Origin of the sequence: Hydrobacter penzbergensis (assembly GCF_900106985.1) — a bacterium.
In the GTDB taxonomy this organism is placed as follows: Bacteria; Bacteroidota; Bacteroidia; order Chitinophagales; family Chitinophagaceae; genus Sediminibacterium; species Sediminibacterium magnilacihabitans.
In genome coordinates this window covers 1-18,345 of record NZ_FNNO01000002.1, presented here as the reverse complement: position 1 = coordinate 18,345, position 18,345 = coordinate 1, and the positions used below count along the sequence as shown (strand labels likewise).

The following is an 18,345-nucleotide window of genomic DNA, read 5'->3' as shown; positions in this document are numbered from 1 at the left end:
ATACTACCGGGATGATCTATGGATTTAACTTTTTTATTTTTTCAATACCTCGGCCATGGTCTTGCCAATATCGGCGGGACTGGCTACTACAGTGATACCACATTCAGCCATGATCTTCATCTTGGCAGCGGCAGTATCGTCTGCACCACCGATGATGGCACCGGCATGTCCCATACGGCGGCCGGGAGGCGCTGTCTGACCGGCGATGAATCCTACTACGGGTTTCTTCTTGTTGTCTTTGATCCAGCGTGCTGCATCGGCTTCCATGCTGCCACCGATCTCACCGATCATGATGATACCATCGGTTTCGGGATCGTTCATCAGCAATTCAACGGCTTCTTTGGTAGGCGTGCCGATGATGGGATCTCCACCGATACCAATGGCTGTGCTGATGCCGAGTCCGGCTTTCACCACCTGGTCTGCCGCTTCATAAGTAAGGGTACCACTTTTGGAAACAATACCAATGCGACCTGGTTTGAAAATAAAGCCCGGCATGATACCTACTTTGGCTTCATCTGCGGTGATCACACCAGGACAGTTAGGTCCGATCAAACGGGTCTTCGTTCCCAGTAAATAGTTTTTCACTTTTACCATGTCTTGCACAGGAATGCCTTCTGTGATACATACAACCAGTGCAATACCAGCTTCGGCTGCTTCCATGATGGCATCGGCTGCAAAAGCCGGCGGAACAAATATGATGCTCACATTGGCGCCGGTATTTTTTACCGCATCGGCCACTGTGTTGAAAACGGGCCTGTCGAGGTGCGTGCTGCCGCCTTTACCGGGCGTAACACCACCCACTACCCGGGTACCATATTCGATCATCTGGGTAGCATGAAAGGTACCCTCTGTTCCGGTAAAACCCTGAACAATGATCTTTGATTGTTTGTTCACTAATACTGACATGGGAACTATTTCTGGAGTTTTGTGAAATGTGGCGCAAAAATAAGGTGAAATAGGAGGATTATGTATGTTTTCTTTTCATTTCCCTGTTCAATTCCTACTTTTGCGCCTGCCTTGAGGGCATATTTAAAACTAAAACTATGGCAACTACATCCGACATCAGTCGTGGTATGATTTTGAAACTAGATGGCAGCCTGTATTCCGTGGTGGAATTCGGAGAGAATAAAACAGCGCGTGCCGCCGCAAAAGTGTGGGCGAAACTGAAAGGTGTTGATAACAACCGCTCTATTGAAAAAACATGGAACAGCGGTGAAAACATTTTCCCTGTACGTGTAGAGAAAAAAGCATTCCAGTTCCTGTACAAAGACGATTCAGGATATAACCTGATGAACAATGAAACCTTTGAGCAGATTGTGCTGGGAGAAGAAATGATCGATGCACCCCAGTTCCTGAAAGATGGATCTGAAGTGTTTGTATTCATCAATACAGAAACCGAATTGCCCATTGGTGCAGAACTTCCCGAAAAGATCGTTGTAAAGATCACTTATTGCGAACCCGGTCTGCGTGGCGATACCGCTACCCGTGCCCTGAAAGCCGCTACTGTTGAAACAGGCGCTACTGTTATGGTGCCGCTGTTCGTGGAAGATGGTGAACTGATCCGCGTTAATACCAAGACCGGCGACTACGTGGAAAGGGTGAAAGAATAACCCCATTGTTTTATTTGTTTTTTAGAAAAATGTTGGAAAGCAGATAAAAGGCGAAAAAGGCCCTTTTTTATCAAAAAATGGCTATTTTGTCCCCCTATTTGACCAAATCTGACTGATTTTACCCCTAAAATTGCCCCAATATGGACTTAAAGCAGATTCATGAATTGATCAAAATCATCAATAAGAGTAACATTGGTGAGATCAGTATAGAAGACAAAGATGGTAAGGTAACCATCAAACAAAAAGAAGAGCAGGTTGTAACGGTAGCCGCCCCTGCCCATCACCAGGTGATCACAACAGCTCCCGCCCCTCAACCCGCTGCAAACCCCGCCCCAGCCGCTCCGGCTGCTCCAGCCGCCCCCGCTAAAACAGATAACCTTATTACCATAAAAAGTCCCATGATAGGAACCTTCTATCGCAGATCATCCCCCGATAAACCGGTGCTGGCAGATGTGGGAACAGAGATCACACCCGGTAAAGTGGTGTGCATTATAGAAGCGATGAAATTGTTCAATGAAATTGAAAGTGAAATAAGCGGTACCATCGTAAAAGTGTTGGTAGATGATGCGAGCCCGGTTGAATACGATCAGCCTTTATTTCTGGTTGAGCCGGCCTAGTTTTAATAGTTGTTAGATGTTAGTTGATAGTTGTCAGATGATTTTTTCTATTTCTAACAACTGACAACTATCAACTAACATCTCTCTTGTCATTAAGAAATTAAAAAGCATGTTTAAGAAGGTATTAATAGCTAACCGTGGAGAGATCGCGTTGCGTGTGATCAGGACCTGCCGGGAAATGGGAATCAAAACAGTGGCAGTGTATTCCACAGCCGATAAGGATAGTCTTCATGTACGCTTTGCAGATGAAGCGGTTTGTATCGGTAAACCCCAGAGTGCAGACTCATACCTGAATATCCCTCATATCATGGCTGCTGCCGAGATCACCAATGCCGATGCAGTGCATCCAGGCTATGGCTTCCTCGCAGAGAATGCCCGCTTTTCACAGATATGTGCCGATCATGGCATCAAGTTCATCGGGCCTGCACCTGAGATGATCAATAAGATGGGTGATAAGATCACCGCTAAAGACACCATGATCAAAGCCGGTGTGCCGGTGGTGCCCGGAGGAGAAGGGTTGTTGGAGAGTCCAGAGCAGGCCAAATCGCTTGCGAAAGAAGTAGGGTATCCTGTGATCCTGAAAGCTACTGCCGGTGGCGGTGGTAAAGGTATGCGCGTAGTATGGGAAGAAAAAGAACTGGAAAAAGCATATACCACGGCCAAAGTAGAAGCTGCCGCTTCTTTCAAGAACGATGGCATTTACATGGAAAAATTTGTAGAAGAACCCAGGCATATTGAAATACAGGTAGCGGGTGACCAGTATGGTACTGTTTGTCACCTCAGCGAGCGCGACTGTTCTATCCAGCGCCGGCACCAGAAACTGGTAGAAGAATCGCCTTCACCATTCATGACACCCGAACTGCGCCAGCGTATGGGAGAAGCTGCCATCAAAGCGGCGGGCGCCATCAATTACGAGAGTGTGGGCACGATTGAATTCCTGGTTGACAAGCACCGCAATTTCTACTTCATGGAAATGAATACCCGTATACAGGTAGAACACTGTGTAACGGAGGAAGTGATCAATTTCGATCTCATCAAGGAACAGATCAAAATTGCCATGGGTGAAAAAATATCCGGCCGCAATTATGAACCCCAGATGCACGCGATCGAATGCCGTATCAATGCCGAAGATCCTTATAACGATTTCAGGCCTTCACCAGGTAAGATCACCACATTACATACACCGGGCGGACATGGTGTGCGTGTAGACAGCCATGTGTACACCGGTTATGTGATCCCGCCTTATTACGATTCAATGATCGGGAAACTGATCACAGTAGCGCAAACCAGGGAAGAAGCCATCAGTACCATGTACCGTGCACTGAGCGAATATGTGATAGAAGGGGTGAAGACTACTATTCCTTTCCACCTGCAACTGATGCAGAACGAAGATTTCCGAAGCGGAAATTTCACGACGAAGTTTTTGGAGTCTTTTAAGATGAAATAAAAAAAGAAGCGTCATACCGAGCGAGCGAAGAACGTCATCCTGAGCGAGCGAAGCGAGTCGAAGGACCTGCTAAAGACCTTATGAGGTCCCTCGGCTACGCTCGGGATGACGTTTCTTTTAAGTAGAAGTTTATTTACCCGCGCCCTGCCTGGGCCCACCACTACCTTGCATACGATTCTTCCTCATTTCTTCAAAGAAAGTATTTACTGACTTGATCTGGTCGTCGGTCAGCGGAATATCTTTCCATTTTTTCTCTTTTTCTTCATTGATGGATTTCATCTTGGCTGCGCGCTGGTCTTCAGTAAGGTCACGCATGCCGCGCATTTCGCCCATGGCCCATACCTGGGTTTCAATTACTTTATCGGCCTGTGCGTCTGAAAGTTTCGTTTTTTCAATGAGCATGGGTTTCATTCGCTCTTTCATACGCTGAACCATGGCAGCGGGATCCATTTGTCCGCCTCCGGGAGGTTGTGCCAGTAAAACGGTTGTAGTACAACAAAGTACAACTGATAACAATGCACATAACTTTTGCATACTTCTGATGTTTAGTTTAAAAATTAGCAGAAGTAAGGTACAGTGTTCAAAATATGGGCCATTGGTAATGTCGGCAAAAACGCATAATTCATCGGCATGTTCAAAACGATGGTTCATACTTTACCTCATGTTTTAACATGAGGGAGATGGAGCAATTAAAAAGGGGCTGCCCCAATTAAGGAACAACCCCCGATTGCTCAAGTCAAAAAAACTTATCTTAAAAACAGCATCTCGCGGTATTTAGGCAATGTCCATGCATCGTCGTCAACCAGGTGCTCCAGTTTGTCAACATGGTAGCGGATCTCGTCGAAGAACGTTGCTTTCACCTGGCTCTCATAAGCGATGGCCTTGGTGCGTGTATTGTCGATATTATTGGCCACTTTCCTGGCTTCTACCATCGCATGTACTTTATCGTGGATCACCTGGATGTGTTCGCTCACTTCTTTCAATACAGCCAATTGGCTCTTGTAAGCGCTCTCGGGTAAACCAGCGGCTTTCAAACCATTTACGTTTGCCAGCAGTTCATTCTGGTATTTGATGGCTGAAGGCAGGATATGGTTGATGGCCAGGTCGCCCATGATTCGCGCCTCGATCTGTACTTTCTTGATGTACTTCTCGAGTTCGATTTCGTGACGGGCTTCCAGTTCTGTGTGAGAATAAACGCCTGCAGATTCGAACAACTTCTTGGCTTTATCGGTCAGGAAGGCATCCAGTGCGATAGGTGTTGTTTTCAGGTTGGGCAGACCGCGACGCTCCGCTTCGTGGTGCCACTCTTCACTGTAACCATCGCCTTCGAACAGAACATTCTTGCTTTCAACGATGTATTTCTGGATCACGTGCATGATGGCGATCTCTTTCTTATCACCTTTCTCGATCAGTGCATCAACATCGGCCTTGAACTTTTTCAATGTGTTGGCAACGATGGTGTTCAGCACAGTCATAGAGATGGCGCAGTTGGCAGAAGAACCTACGGCACGAAATTCGAATTTATTACCGGTGAAGGCGAAAGGAGAAGTCCTGTTACGATCGGTATTATCGAGCATCAGTTCAGGAATGCTCCTGTGCAGATCCAGTTTGAGGATGGCTTCGTCCTGCTCATCGAATTTGGTGTTCACCCTGCTTTCGATATCACCCAATACTTTCGCCAGGTACTGACCTACGAATACAGAGATGATGGCAGGAGGCGCTTCGTTGGCGCCCAGACGGTGGTCGTTGGGAGCAGAAGCGATAGCAGCACGCAATACATCAGAATAATCATGCACCGCTTTGATGGTGTTCACGAAGAAAGTAAGAAACATGAGGTTGGTCTTGGGCGTCTTACCGGGAGCCAGCAGGTTAACGCCGGTATCGGTAGCCATGCTCCAGTTGTTATGCTTACCACTACCATTGATGCCCGCAAAAGGCTTCTCGTGCAGCAGTACTACCAGCTTATGACGCCTGGCCACACGGCTCATTACGTCCATCAGCAAAGTATTATGGTCAACAGCGATGTTCACTTCTTCGAAGATAGGAGCGCACTCAAATTGAGCGGGAGCTACTTCATTGTGACGGGTACGTAAAGGAATACCCAGTTTATAAGCTTCCTGCTCGTAATCCCTCATGAATGCATACACACGCTCAGGGATAGAGCCAAAATAATGGTCTTCCAATTGCTGGCCTTTGGCAGGAGCAGCGCCGAATACGGTGCGACCGCACTGTACCAGGTCGGGACGCGCATTCACCAGTGCTTCATCGATCACAAAGTATTCCTGTTCCCAACCGAGGGTAGGTGTTACTTTGGTTACATTTTTATCGAAATAGTTACAAACTTCTACGGCAGATTTGTTCAAGGCTTCCAGTGCTTTCAGCAACGGAGCTTTGTAGTCGAGTGATTCGCCAGTATAAGAAACGAAGATAGTAGGGATACAGAGTGTTTTACCTTCTCCGATTTCAATGATGAAAGCAGGTGAAGAAGGATCCCATGCAGTATAACCGCGGGCTTCGAAAGTAGCGCGCAGACCGCCGCTGGGGAAAGAAGAAGCGTCGGGCTCCTGTTGGATCAATGCAGCGCCGTCGAATTCTTCGATGGCAGTGCCGTCGCTTTTCAGGGTAAAGAATGAGTCATGCTTTTCAGCAGTAGTGCCGGTAAGGGGTTGAAACCAGTGTGTGTAGTGGGTAACGCCTTTGCTTTCTGCCCAGGCACGGATGCCGTTGGCAATCTGGTTGGCTACATTGCGATCGATCTTTTTACCGCCACGGATGCTGGTAACAAGACTTTTATAAGCCTCATCGGCTAAATATTCGCGGGCTGTTTTCAGTGTAAATACATTGGAGCCGAAAATTCCGGTGATCTTGGCATTGGGTACCGCCGCTCCTGCCGAGTCGTTGGTGATGCTGCTGATGGCATTAAATCTCAAAGACATAATCAGTTGTTTGTTTTATTTGACTTAATTAACGGCACAAAATACGTTCAAATAATCCAAAAAATCAACAAGTAGGATATTTTTTGAAGAAAAAAGTGAAAATTTTAGGTAAAAATAAAACATAGAATTATTTATAATTCATTTTATTTTGTAATTTCTTATCAAAAAGACTTTTTTAGAAGACGAATTCGGGAGTGTGGAAAGCGTATGGTGTCAGTTTGGTTTTAGTATGCAAACAGCAAGGAACAAGTTTGCCGGTAGTAAGCCGGCAGTTAGCCTGTAGTTACTTTCTAGTTTACTTAAAGTTAGCCACAAGTTAGCAGGCCATTTTTTGCTGTATGCCAACAGGACAGTCTAAAACGTTATTGAGCCATCGAGCATTGAGTAATCGAGCCATTGATTCCTTACCTTTGCGCCATCATGGAAATTACCGTTAAAACCGCCCAACAACTTCGTTTAACAGAAGAAGAATTTGAGTTGATCAAACAGAAACTGGGCCGCACCCCCAATTTTACCGAATTATGTGCTTTCAGTGGTATGTGGAGTGAGCATTGCAGCTATAAAAACTCCATCAAATGGCTCAAAACCCTTCCCCGCGACGGCGGACGAATGCTGGTGGCAGCCGGTGAAGAGAATGCCGGTCTGATGGATATGGGCAACGGTTTCGGTGTTGTATTTAAAATAGAAAGTCATAACCACCCCAGCGCCATCGAGCCCTTCCAGGGAGCGGCTACCGGTGTGGGCGGCATACAACGTGATATTTTTACCATGGGCGCAAGGCCCATCGCTTCACTCAATAGCCTCCGTTTCGGTAACCTGCAGGACAGGAAAACGCAACGTTTGCTGGGTGGTGTGGTGAACGGTATTGGTCATTATGGCAACTGCTTCGGTGTTCCTACCGTAGGTGGTGAAGTTTATTTTGAAGATTGTTATCATACCAACCCCCTCGTGAATGCCATGAGTGTGGGTATCATGAAGGCGGGAGATATGATCAGTGCCACGGCCAAAGGAATCGGCAACCCCGTATTCTTTGTAGGCAGCGCTACTGGTAAAGATGGTATTGGCGGCGCTTCCTTTGCATCGGCCGATATCACAGCAGAAAGTGCAGAAGAACTGCCCGCTGTTCAGGTGGGCGACCCCTTCCAGGAAAAGAAATTACTCGAAGCCTGCCTCGAACTCATTACTACCAATGCGGTGGTGGGTATGCAGGATATGGGTGCAGCCGGTATCATCTGCTCTACAGCGGAAATGAGCGCCAAAGGCGGCGTAGGAATGCGCATTGATCTCGATAAAGTGCCTACACGCCAGCAAAATATGAAAGCATGGGAATTGCTGCTGAGTGAAAGCCAGGAGCGCATGCTGATCGTGGTAGAAAAAGGAAAAGAAGAAGCTGTACTGAAAGTATTTGAGAAATGGGATCTATCGGCCAGCAATATCGGGGAAGTAACCGACGATGGACTGTTGAAGTTCTACATGCATGGCGTACTCGAAGCCGAAATACCGGCGCATGAACTGGTATTGGGTGGCGGCGCTCCGCAATATACCAGGGATTACAAAGAGCCTAAGTACTTCGAAAAGATCAAAGCCTTTAACATCGACAGCGTCAGCGATACAAAAGATCTGAAAGCAACAGCCGCACAACTGGTGCAAATTCCCAACATCGCATCCAAGCGTTGGATATACACGCAATACGACAGCATGGTGGGCGCTGCCAACAGTTCTACCAATGCCCCCAGCGACGCTTCCATCATTCTCGCGAAAGGAACCGGTAAAGCATTGGCTGTAACGGTAGATTGCAACAGTAAATATGTTTTTGCCGATCCCTACCAGGGCGGCATGATTGCCGTGGCTGAAGCCGCCCGCAACATTGTGTGCAGTGGTGGTGAACCCATCGGTGTTACCAACTGCCTGAACTTCGGTAACCCTTACGATCCGGAAGTGTATTACCAGTTTGTGAAAGCAGTAACCGGTATGGGCGATGCATGCCGCAAATTCAACACACCTGTTACCGGTGGTAACGTGAGTTTCTATAACCAGAATCCGGAAGGTCCTGTTTATCCTACCCCTACAATTGGTATGGTGGGTATCCTGGATGATTTTGATAGCCGCATGACCATGGATTTCAAAGAAGCAGGCGATCTTATCTTGCTGATCGGCGAAGCCAGGAACGATATTGCTTCTTCGGAATACCTGCATAAGATCAGGGGCGTGGAATTTTCACCGGCGCCTCATTTCAACCTGGATGAAGAATATAAAGTACAGCAGTTTGTGTCGGCCTCTATCAAACAAAAACTGGTGAAAAGTGCACACGATATCAGCGAAGGCGGATTGGCAATTACTTTGCTCGAGAGTGGGTTCAACCGCAACCTCGGTTTCCAGGTAAATGCACAAACCAACTTGCGCAAAGACGCTTATTGGTTTGGAGAAGCACAAAGCAGGGTAGTGGTATCGTGCAGCGAAGCACAGGCGGCCACATTGATGCAGCAGGCAGAAGAGGCAGGTGTTGTGGTAACCATGCTGGGAACCGTAGGCGGCTCTCAGGTAGTAGTGAACGGTGAGAACTGGGGCAGCATTGAAGACTGGAAACTACAATACGATACGGCCATTGAAAAACTGCTGAATTAAATTTCGATGCCAGAACAACCCTATATCATTGTAACAGGTGCGGCCGGTTTCATCGGATCCTGCATGGTGCAATACCTGAATGAATTGGGGTTCCATCAACTGGTACTGGTAGATGATTTTGGCATTGAAGCGAAGAGAAAGAACTGGGAACATAAAAAATACGCACATATTGTTGAGCGCTACAACCTGATGGACTGGCTCAACGACCACCAGCCGGCTGTTGCCTGCGTGGTACACCTCGGCGCGCGTACCGATACCACTGAATTTGATTACAGCATTCACGAAGCGCTCAATGTGCAATACTCTAAAGAGGTATGGCAATACTGCACTGCTTTGAATATTCCACTCATTTATGCTTCTTCTGCCGCCACTTATGGCGATGGAGCATTGGGTTACAATGATGACCATGCAGTAGTAGCACAACTGCATCCGTTGAATCCTTATGGTGTCAGCAAAAATGAATTCGACAAATGGGCTTTAGCACAGGAAGAACAGCCGCCTTGTTGGGCAGGCCTCAAGTTCTTCAATGTGTATGGTCCGAATGAATACCACAAAGGCCGTATGGCCAGCGTGATCTGGCATGCATTCAACCAGATCCGGAAAGAGGGTGTGGTGAAATTATTCCGCAGCCATAAAGAAGGGTTCAAAGACGGTGAGCAGTTGCGCGATTTTGTGTACGTCAAGGATGTGGTAAAAGTGATGGGATGGATGATGCACGTTATGCTCAACGGCGCCTGGTCAGCTGCGAAGAATGGCCTGTATAACCTGGGTACCGGCAAGGCCCGCAGTTTCAACGACCTGGTGAAAGCCACTTTTGCAGGGCTGGACAAGGCGCCAAATATTGTTTTCATTGATATGCCGGAAGATATACGCGATAAGTACCAGTACTTCACAGAAGCCAATATGCAGAAGCTTCATCATGCAGGGTACACCGATGATTTTTATTCACTCGAAGAAGGCGTAAACGATTATGTGCGCCATTATCTCGCCACAATGCAATATTTTTAACGGGCAATTGCAGCAGTTATGAATAAAAAAATAGCCATCATTGGTGGCGGCAACCTGGGAATGGCCATGGCCGAAGGATTGGTGAATAGTCATTTCATCAAGCCCGAGCACCTGGTGGTGACCAAAAGAAACATCAGTACCCTCAAATCGCTGGAAACGAAAGGGGTGATGGTGAGCAATGACAATGCGGAAGCGATACGTTACGCCGAGTGGATCATATTGGCCGTAAAGCCATTCCAGATAAAAGAAGTACTCGCCAGCCTGCAACCACTGCTCGATCCTCAAAAGCATGTGCTTGTGAGCGTGGTTACCGGCGTATGGATCAAAGACATCCAGGAAATCGTGGGCGACCGGTTCGCTGTTTTCCGTGCCATGCCTAATACGGCCATTGCCATACAACAGAGCATGACCTGTATCTGCGCGCACCAGGCCAGCGAAGAACAAATACAATATGTATCCGCCCTGTTCGATCAGTTGGGCAGATCGGTCTTCATTGAAGAAAAGTTAATGGATGCCGCCACTGTACTGGGTGCCTGTGGCACTGCTTACGCTATGCGTTATATCCGCGCCAATATCCAGGGCGGCATCGAGATCGGTTTCAGCGCTGCAACGGCCTCATTGATCGCAGCACAAACAGTGAAAGGTGCTGCGGAACTGCTGCTGCAAAAAAATACGCACCCCGAACAGGAGATCGATAAAGTAACCACCCCCAAGGGATGCACGATTGCCGGTTTGAATGAAATGGAGCACCAGGGATTCAGTTCTTCCCTCATCAAAGGGATCGTTACGAGCTATAAGAAGATTGTAGATGATATGTGATGAGTTGTTCGTTGTGAGATGTTAGTTGATAGAGTTTCTTATTCTAACATCTCACAACGAACAACTCACAACGAATCCAAATGCGCTTTCAAAAAAGCAATAGCTTTCTTATGTGCATCCTCCGTTGCTTCTTTATTGAAGGATGGGTTGCTGGGGTTCGCAAAACCATGACCAGCATCGTATTTGTAAGCCGTCAATTTTTTACCCAGGCCTTGCATATCGTGTTCAAATTGTGTGACCATTTCTGGAGAAGGACTTTTGTCTTTATTGCCAAAGAACCCGATCACATCGCAATGCAGTGTCTTCAATTTGGATAAGTCATTTTCGGGACGGCCATAATACATAACGCATCCGGCTGCCTGGTTTCCGGCGAGTAAAGCTGTTTGTAAACTCCACATGCCGCCGAAACACCAACCAATCGCATAAATCTTTGCCTGCGCACCTGAATAGGCGATGGCACCTTTGATGATGCTTTCAAGCCTTTCTGTTTTAACCGCCCTCACCAGCTTCATGGCGCTGTCGGGTGTAGCGGCCACTTTTCCATCATACAAATCCAAGGCGAGCACATTCACATCGCCCAACTCCCTGGCCAGTGTTTCGCTTTCCCTTTTGATATAGTCGTTCAGTCCCCACCATTCCTGTATCACCAATATCCAGTTATTCGTTTTGTGTTTGCTTTTGATCTGGTATCCCATGGCCGGGGTTCCATCGGCCGCCTTGAAACTTACCGGTTCTCCGGTTGCATTTTCTAATTTATAATACAAAGGCTGCTCATGCATAGCGGCAAAAGCAGGCGTAACAGCTTCCTGGCGGAACTGTTCCCGTACATCGCCGTTGAAGCAACTAACGTAACAATCGGCACTCAACAGCCTGGGCTCGGGTGCTTTATACCGGTAAGCGAGAAAGGCTGCTGTGCAAAAAGCGGCCACTGCCAGGAATGCTATTTTTTTCATAATAGAGGATTTTATAAAGATGTTCACCTCAAATTAACAATTCGCAACGGAACGAGAAAGAGTTGCCTCCGCTATTTTTCAGTATCAAATTTTTTGCCGTACCTTTGTATGACCTCTGAGATATTTTATATCACAATCATTTCCCAGGTCAAATTTTTAATGGATTCACTGACACAGCAACAGCAGCCCTGTTGATGAGTCATTTGGGTATTTTTTTGCATGTAATAGATAAATTGATAAATAAAGCAGATCATGGCCAAGCACATTTTTGTTACCGGCGGGGTAACGAGTAGTTTAGGAAAAGGAATCATTGCTGCATCACTGGCGAAGTTATTGCAGGCAAGAGGGTTGAAAGTGACCATCCAGAAATTTGATCCCTATATCAATGTGGATCCCGGTACACTCAACCCTTATGAACATGGAGAATGTTATGTAACCGAAGATGGTGCTGAAACAGATCTCGACCTGGGGCATTATGAGCGTTTCCTGAGTATTTACACTTCACAGGCAAACAACGTTACTACAGGACGCATTTACCAAACAGTGATCAATAAAGAAAGGGCGGGAGATTTCCTGGGTAAGACCGTACAGGTGGTACCCCATATCACCGATGAGATCAAAAGAAGGATGCTCTTACTGGGTGAGGATGGCAAATATGACATCATCCTTACAGAAATAGGCGGTACAGTAGGTGACATCGAAAGCCTTCCCTTTATCGAGGCCGTGCGCCAGTTGCAATGGGAACTACCCGATGAAGACGTAATGGTGGTACACCTCACCCTCATCCCATACCTGAAAGCGGCGAAGGAATTGAAAACTAAACCCACCCAGCACAGTGTGAAAATGCTGAGCGAAACAGGTGTGCATCCCGATATCATCGTATGTCGTACAGAAGAGCCCCTGGGTAACGACATCAAAAGAAAGATCGCATTGTTTTGTAATGTTAAACAGGAAGCAGTGATCGAAGCGATGGACGCACCCACCATCTACGAAGTGCCACTGCTCATGTTGCGTGAAAAACTCGACCTGATCTGCCTGAAAAAACTGAATATACAGGGTTACAAAGAACCCGAACTGGAAAAATGGAAGGACTTTCTCGATAAACTGAAATATCCTAAAAGCAAAGTCACCATTGGCCTGATCGGAAAATACATTGAACTGCAGGACGCTTATAAATCTATCCTCGAAAGTTTTGTACACGCTGGCGCCATCAACGAAGTAAAAGTGCAGGTAGTGAATGTACACAGCGAATACATCACCACAGATAATGTGGCAGAAAAACTGGAAGGACTGGATGGATTACTGGTTGCACCGGGTTTTGGCCTGAGGGGTATTGAAGGAAAGATCGTGGCGGTGCAATATGCCCGTGAAAAAGGATTGCCTTTCTTTGGTATCTGTCTGGGTATGCAGATGGCGGTGATTGAATTTGCTAGGAACGTACTCGGATTAACCAACGCACACTCAACAGAAATGGATACGTCTACCGGCAATGCAGTGATCAGCATGATGGAAGAACAGAAAAAGATCAAGATGATGGGTGGCACCATGCGATTGGGCGCTTATCCTTGTGTAATCAAAGAAGGATCACTGGCATACCGTATTTATGGCGAAACCCATATCAGTGAAAGGCACCGTCATCGTTATGAATTCAACAATGAATACCTGGAGCAGCTAGAAGCGTATGGTATGTATGCAAGTGGGTATAACCCCGAAACAGGATTGGTAGAGATCATTGAAATACCCCAGCACCCATTCTTTATTGGTGTGCAATACCACCCTGAATTAAAAAGTACCGTAGAGAAACCCGCTCCGTTGTTTGTGAGTTTTGTAGAAGCGGCAAAAAAATACAATGATCAGAAAGAGCAGGTTAAAAAGCCGAGCCTTGTTGGAGAAAAGATCTAAATAATATTTTGCCCTGGGCTTAAGCCCAGGGCAAAAATGAATAAAAGAAGGGGCTGCGTCAAAAACTTGACGCAGCCCCTTCTTTTATTCATTTTAAGGATGTTGTTTTTGATTTGATATAATCAGCCATTTCCTTGGCACCGGCAGCTTCTTTTTTGCTGAGGATACCTCCCAGGATCATTCCATTGATATAAGGATCGGTTCGTTCACGTACTTGTGAAGGGATAGCATTTCTAAATGCAACGATCAGGTCTACTCCGCGACGGAATTGCGCGGGATTGGTGAGCTTGCTGACAAATTCCCCAAAAGGCATCAGAAAAGTGAATTTCTCCTGGCCTACAGGCATGGCAGCAAACTTCTCTGCTACTGTTTCAAAATTGCTTTCACCACCATAAGAGACCAGTACATCGGTAACCGCTAATAACAACTTGCCTTTGTTCTTTTCGCCGGAAAGACGGGTAGCTTCTTTCAGCGCAGTTGCAGAATCGATGCCGGCCAATGCTTTCAGTGCTTCACCAGATACAGAATACGATGAATCGTTCACGGCAGAAAGGAAGAAGCTTCTATATTGACTGAGCTTAAGCTTACCCAATTCTGCGATGGCTTCTGCTCTTGTTATGCGGCTGGAATCTTTTTTTGCAATGGCTTCTATCCTGGCAATCGTAGGCGCATCCAATGTAGCGGAACCAAAACTGCCAAGCGCTTTCAAACGAATGCGATAGAAAGGATCGCTGAGGGCGTCATACACTAATTGATAAGCTGCCGGGTCTTTGATTTTTTTGCTGGCAAATTCAACAGCCTCTCTTCTGTCGAGGTAATTGCCGGCATGCTTGTATTGGAAAATGAACTCTTCGAGGCCTTTATTATCTTTTTTATCGGCCAGTACCATTTTGTCGGCGTCTACATTCACCAGGTTAGGCTTTGCGCTTACTGTAAACAGGAAGCTGTCTACTTTATTTTCCACCCATACCTGGTGTCTTTGCTTTTGTGATCCTGTATATACGTCAATGGCCAGGGGCAGTTTGAATGTCTTGTCGCCCGACTGCGTTTGTTTGATGATCACTTTTTGTATATGCTTTCCGGCATCGTATGCATAACTGATGTCGAGTTTAGGATGGCCATTGCCAAAATACCATTGGTTGAAAAACCAGTTCAGGTCCTTACCTGTCACTTCTTCAAATGCCAGTCGCAGTTTGTAGGCATTGCCGTTGCCATATTTGTAAGTGGTGAGGTATTTATTAAGCGATGCAAAAAAGGCATCATCACCTACATAATTACGCAGCATATGCAGGATACGGCCGCCTTTGTTGTAACTCACCCGGTCGAACATATCTTCTTTATCGCGGTAATAAAAACGAACAAGGTCACGATCGGTATCGGTACTCCTGAGGTATTCCTGCATCTCTTTGTATTGTTCGAAACCAGCTTCGTCTTTCCCGTATTTATGTTCAAACCAGAGGTATTGGCTATAGTCGGCAAAACTTTCATTCACCGTAAGATTACTCCAGCTTTCAGCAGTTACCAGGTCGCCAAACCATTGATGAAAAAGTTCATGGGCGATCACACTTTCCCAGGCATTGCCATCAACAAGTTCCCGCGCATCCTGCTGGGCGCTTTCCTGGTGCAGGGTAGCGGTAGTATTTTCCATGGCACCGCTTACATAGTCGCGGCCAACGATCTGACTGTATTTAGGCCAGGGATATTCAATGCCCAGTTTCTCAGAATAGAAACGGATCATTTCGGGCGTATAACCAAAAATTTTACGGGCTACTTTCTCGTATTCTTTCTCTACATAATAACTTACTTCCTTGCCTTTGTAACTGTCTTTCACAACAGCATAATCACCCACACCAATGAAGAAAAGATAAGGCGCATGCGGTTGGGTCATAACCCAGGTATCGGTGCGGGTACCATCGGCGTTTTTAGCCTGTTTGGTCATTAAGCCATTGGAAAGTGAAATATATTTTGCAGGAACCGTGAGGTTGAACAATTGTGTAGACTTCTGGTTGGGCCTGTCGATCGTGGGTATCCAAACAGAAGTGCCTTCTGTTTCACCCTGTGTCCATATCTGCGTAGGCTTGTCTTTTTCTTCTCCTTTCGGATTGATAAAATACAGTCCCTTGGCATCGGTGATGGCCGCACTGCCTTCGGTCTTGAATTCGTTGGGCTTGGCGGTGTAATCGATGAATACGGTGTAAGACTCATTCTTTTTGTAGACCTTATCAAGTTTGATATCCAGGAAGAAACTGTCGTAAGCGTATTTCAGCGGAACCTGTGCACCGCTGGCTTTAACAAGGGCTACTTTGTGGATATCCATTCCTTTGGCATCGAGCCGGAGAGAATCGGTTGAATAAAAATGCGGCTTCAAAGTGAGCCATACTTTTCCGTTGAGGTAGGCATGCTCATAATCGAAGCGGGCGTCGAGACGGGTGTGTACGAGGTCGTTGACCTTGGTGGCAAATGCACGGTAGATCTTTTTCCATCCGTCGTCGGTGTTCCCGGATGGTTGAGATGATGCCATCACCGCTGAAAATAAGGTAATGGCGAGTAAGAGTTTTTTCATGAAATAGTTTTAGCTTTTCAATGTTAAAGATAACCGGAAGATTATTGAAACGAGTATAATTTTACGAACGGAGCGCCGGAACCCTTTGCTGTATAGTGATGGCAAGTAAGGTTTTTAAGTATTTTTGTAAAAACAACAGATGTTCATGGGAGGTAAGCGTACTATTTTTTGTTTGATCTTATCGTTGCTGATGGCGTTGATCTTCGGTAGTGCAGAAGCGCAACATGCACGGTATATCTATATTCAGTCGGAAAACAACCAGCCTTATTATGTGAAGCTGAACGGCGCCAACTATAGTTCCAATGCCAGCGGATATCTGCTGGTGCCACAATTGAACAGTGGCGACTACACTATTTTACTGGGTTTTCCCAGGAGTATGAATGAATATGCATTTAAGATTCAACTGGGACAAGACGACCGTGGTTTTTCGTTGAAACAAGGAGTTGACAATAGTTGGATGCTTTTCGATATGGTCAGCTTCAACATCATCAAAGGCACGGCAGCAACGGCTAAAACAGAAGAGAAGCCTGCTGATGAGCCGGTAGCAACAGAAGAAAAGCCGGTAGTGACAGAGGAAAAACCGGTTGTGAAGCGGAAGGAACAGAAAGCTGCCGAATCTAAGAATATAGTGACTACAGAAGTAAAGCAGGGGGCGCCGGTGAGTACGGCCAGTGCAGCAGAAAAAAGACCACAGGCTGGTTCGCTCATCCGGAAGATATATGAGAAAACGGGAGCAGATGGGGTAGACCTGGTTTATGTAGTGCCCAATGGCAATAAGGCCGATACGGTCATTCTTTTTGTGCCGCACATTTCAAAATAACAGGCATGGCGAGGTATTTCCTGGAAGTGGCATATATGGGAACGCATTACAGCGGCTTCCAGGTGCAGGATCATCATCGCACGATACAGTCGGAACTTACAAGGTCGCTGGAAGTCTTATTCAGAGCGCCTTTTGCACTCACTGGCTCATCGCGGACAGATGCAGGGGTACATGCTTTGCAGAATTTTTTTCATGTAGATACAGAGCTGGAATTGACGGATAAGCATGTGTATAATCTCAATGCCATCCTGCTGCCCGATGTGGCGGTAAAAAGTATACGTCGAATGCCCGATGAGGCCCATTGCCGCTTCGATGCCATCGCCCGCGCATACCGTTATCATATTTATCGCCATAAAGATCCTTTTCTGAAAGACAGGGGCTGGCTCTATCCTTATCCGCTCAATAAGGCCCTGTTGGATGAAGCGGCAGGGGTATTGATGGATTACCGTGATTTTACTTCTTTTTCCAAACGGAATACCCAGGTGAAGACTTTTCAGTGCACGATTGAGCGGTCGGCATGGGAGACTGTGGATAACGGGCTTGTTTACCGGGTAAAAGCCAATCGTTTTCTGAGGGGAATGGTGCGCGGATTGGTAGGAACGATGTTGAAAGTAGGAAGAGAACAAATCAGCATAGATGATTTCAAACAGATCATAGAAGCGCGTAACTGCACGCTGGCCGATTTTACTACGCCGCCGCAAGGCTTGTTTCTGGAAGCGGTGATATATCCTGATGGATACTTCTCTTAAAAAAACTATGGCGCTGAAACCCTTTGTTGATAATCGTTTCAGAAAATGTGTGTTTTATTTTTTCAAATTTATTTGGAACTGTGTTGAAACTGTATATCTTTGCAACCCGTTTGTAAAAAAAGCGGGCTGGTTCTTGGAGGTTTGGGGGAGGAAAAAAGTAAAAAAAGAGTTGAGATAGATTTGGAGGATAAGAGGGAAGTAGCTACTTTTGCACCCCGGTTAAAAACGACGTAAAGCCCTGCGGGGTTTAAGTATACGGAAGGTCTTTGAAAATTTGGAAACAACAGCAGCAAGAA

Annotated in this window: 15 protein-coding genes; 9 read left to right on the top strand and 6 right to left on the bottom strand. The window is 46.4% G+C overall.

The window, feature by feature from the left end; all coding sequences use genetic code 11:
- Nucleotides 1-33 precede the first annotated feature (33 nt).
- Nucleotides 34-906: a succinate--CoA ligase subunit alpha gene (gene sucD, locus BLU98_RS03325; RefSeq protein WP_092722014.1), complete on the bottom strand. Its 873-nt coding sequence runs from the start codon at nucleotides 904-906 to the stop codon at nucleotides 34-36.
- Nucleotides 907-1,043: 137 nt separating this feature from the next.
- Between sucD and efp the strand changes: the two genes are divergently transcribed.
- The 3 genes from efp (at nucleotide 1,044) to accC (ending at nucleotide 3,674) form a co-directional block, all read left to right on the top strand.
- Nucleotides 1,044-1,610 (top strand): elongation factor P, encoded by a 567-nt coding sequence (gene efp, locus BLU98_RS03320; RefSeq protein ID WP_026769315.1) that lies wholly within the window; start codon nucleotides 1,044-1,046, stop codon nucleotides 1,608-1,610.
- 140 nt (nucleotides 1,611-1,750) lie between these two features.
- Nucleotides 1,751-2,227 carry an acetyl-CoA carboxylase biotin carboxyl carrier protein gene (gene accB / locus BLU98_RS03315; RefSeq protein WP_092722012.1) on the top strand — a complete coding sequence of 159 codons (477 nt, stop codon included), beginning with the start codon at nucleotides 1,751-1,753 and terminating at the stop codon, nucleotides 2,225-2,227.
- Nucleotides 2,228-2,336: 109 nt separating this feature from the next.
- A complete protein-coding gene (accC, locus tag BLU98_RS03310; protein WP_092722010.1) occupies nucleotides 2,337-3,674 on the top strand; it encodes an acetyl-CoA carboxylase biotin carboxylase subunit in 1,338 nt (445 codons plus the stop codon).
- 129 nt (nucleotides 3,675-3,803) lie between these two features.
- On the opposite strand, the gene BLU98_RS03305 is transcribed toward accC, so the two are convergent.
- Nucleotides 3,804-4,208, bottom strand: a complete 405-nt coding sequence (locus tag BLU98_RS03305; protein ID WP_139173820.1) for a hypothetical protein — start codon at nucleotides 4,206-4,208, stop codon at nucleotides 3,804-3,806.
- Nucleotides 4,209-4,420: 212 nt separating this feature from the next.
- Nucleotides 4,421-6,610, bottom strand: coding sequence for a glutamine synthetase III family protein (locus BLU98_RS03300; protein WP_092722006.1), 2,190 nt, complete (start codon nucleotides 6,608-6,610; stop codon nucleotides 4,421-4,423).
- 420 nt (nucleotides 6,611-7,030) lie between these two features.
- Here BLU98_RS03300 and purL point away from each other — a divergent pair, with 420 nt between their 5' ends.
- The 3 genes from purL to proC are packed head-to-tail and all read left to right on the top strand — an operon-like array spanning nucleotide 7,031 to nucleotide 11,062.
- The gene (gene purL / locus BLU98_RS03295) at nucleotides 7,031-9,235 is read left to right on the top strand and encodes a phosphoribosylformylglycinamidine synthase subunit PurL (RefSeq protein ID WP_092722433.1); all 2,205 of its coding nucleotides are present in this window, start codon (nucleotides 7,031-7,033) and stop codon (nucleotides 9,233-9,235) included.
- 6 nt (nucleotides 9,236-9,241) lie between these two features.
- Nucleotides 9,242-10,243, top strand: coding sequence for an ADP-glyceromanno-heptose 6-epimerase (gene rfaD / locus BLU98_RS03290; RefSeq protein WP_092722004.1), 1,002 nt, complete (start codon nucleotides 9,242-9,244; stop codon nucleotides 10,241-10,243).
- 18 nt (nucleotides 10,244-10,261) lie between these two features.
- Complete coding sequence (proC, locus tag BLU98_RS03285) at nucleotides 10,262-11,062, top strand: pyrroline-5-carboxylate reductase (RefSeq protein WP_092722002.1); 801 nt, start codon at nucleotides 10,262-10,264, stop codon at nucleotides 11,060-11,062.
- A 65-nt stretch (nucleotides 11,063-11,127) separates the two neighbouring features.
- On the opposite strand, the gene BLU98_RS03280 is transcribed toward proC, so the two are convergent.
- Nucleotides 11,128-12,015: a dienelactone hydrolase family protein gene (locus BLU98_RS03280; RefSeq protein WP_092722000.1), complete on the bottom strand. Its 888-nt coding sequence runs from the start codon at nucleotides 12,013-12,015 to the stop codon at nucleotides 11,128-11,130.
- Between the two features lie 252 nt (nucleotides 12,016-12,267).
- Here BLU98_RS03280 and pyrG point away from each other — a divergent pair, with 252 nt between their 5' ends.
- Nucleotides 12,268-13,917: a CTP synthase gene (pyrG, locus tag BLU98_RS03275; RefSeq protein WP_092721998.1), complete on the top strand. Its 1,650-nt coding sequence runs from the start codon at nucleotides 12,268-12,270 to the stop codon at nucleotides 13,915-13,917.
- 88 nt (nucleotides 13,918-14,005) lie between these two features.
- On the opposite strand, the gene BLU98_RS03270 is transcribed toward pyrG, so the two are convergent.
- The gene (locus BLU98_RS03270; RefSeq protein WP_092721996.1) at nucleotides 14,006-16,480 is read right to left on the bottom strand and encodes a M1 family metallopeptidase; all 2,475 of its coding nucleotides are present in this window, start codon (nucleotides 16,478-16,480) and stop codon (nucleotides 14,006-14,008) included.
- Between the two features lie 145 nt (nucleotides 16,481-16,625).
- Here BLU98_RS03270 and BLU98_RS03265 point away from each other — a divergent pair, with 145 nt between their 5' ends.
- Both BLU98_RS03265 and truA read left to right on the top strand, forming a co-directional pair.
- Nucleotides 16,626-17,300 (top strand): hypothetical protein, encoded by a 675-nt coding sequence (locus BLU98_RS03265; protein WP_139173819.1) that lies wholly within the window; start codon nucleotides 16,626-16,628, stop codon nucleotides 17,298-17,300.
- Between the two features lie 5 nt (nucleotides 17,301-17,305).
- Entirely contained in the window at nucleotides 17,306-18,049 is a 744-nt protein-coding gene (gene truA, locus BLU98_RS03260; protein WP_092721992.1) for a tRNA pseudouridine(38-40) synthase TruA, read from the top strand.
- 68 nt (nucleotides 18,050-18,117) lie between these two features.
- Here the strand turns inward: truA and BLU98_RS17675 are convergent.
- The coding region (locus BLU98_RS17675; protein ID WP_257574675.1) for a hypothetical protein at nucleotides 18,118-18,345 on the bottom strand (228 nt) is incomplete at its 5' end.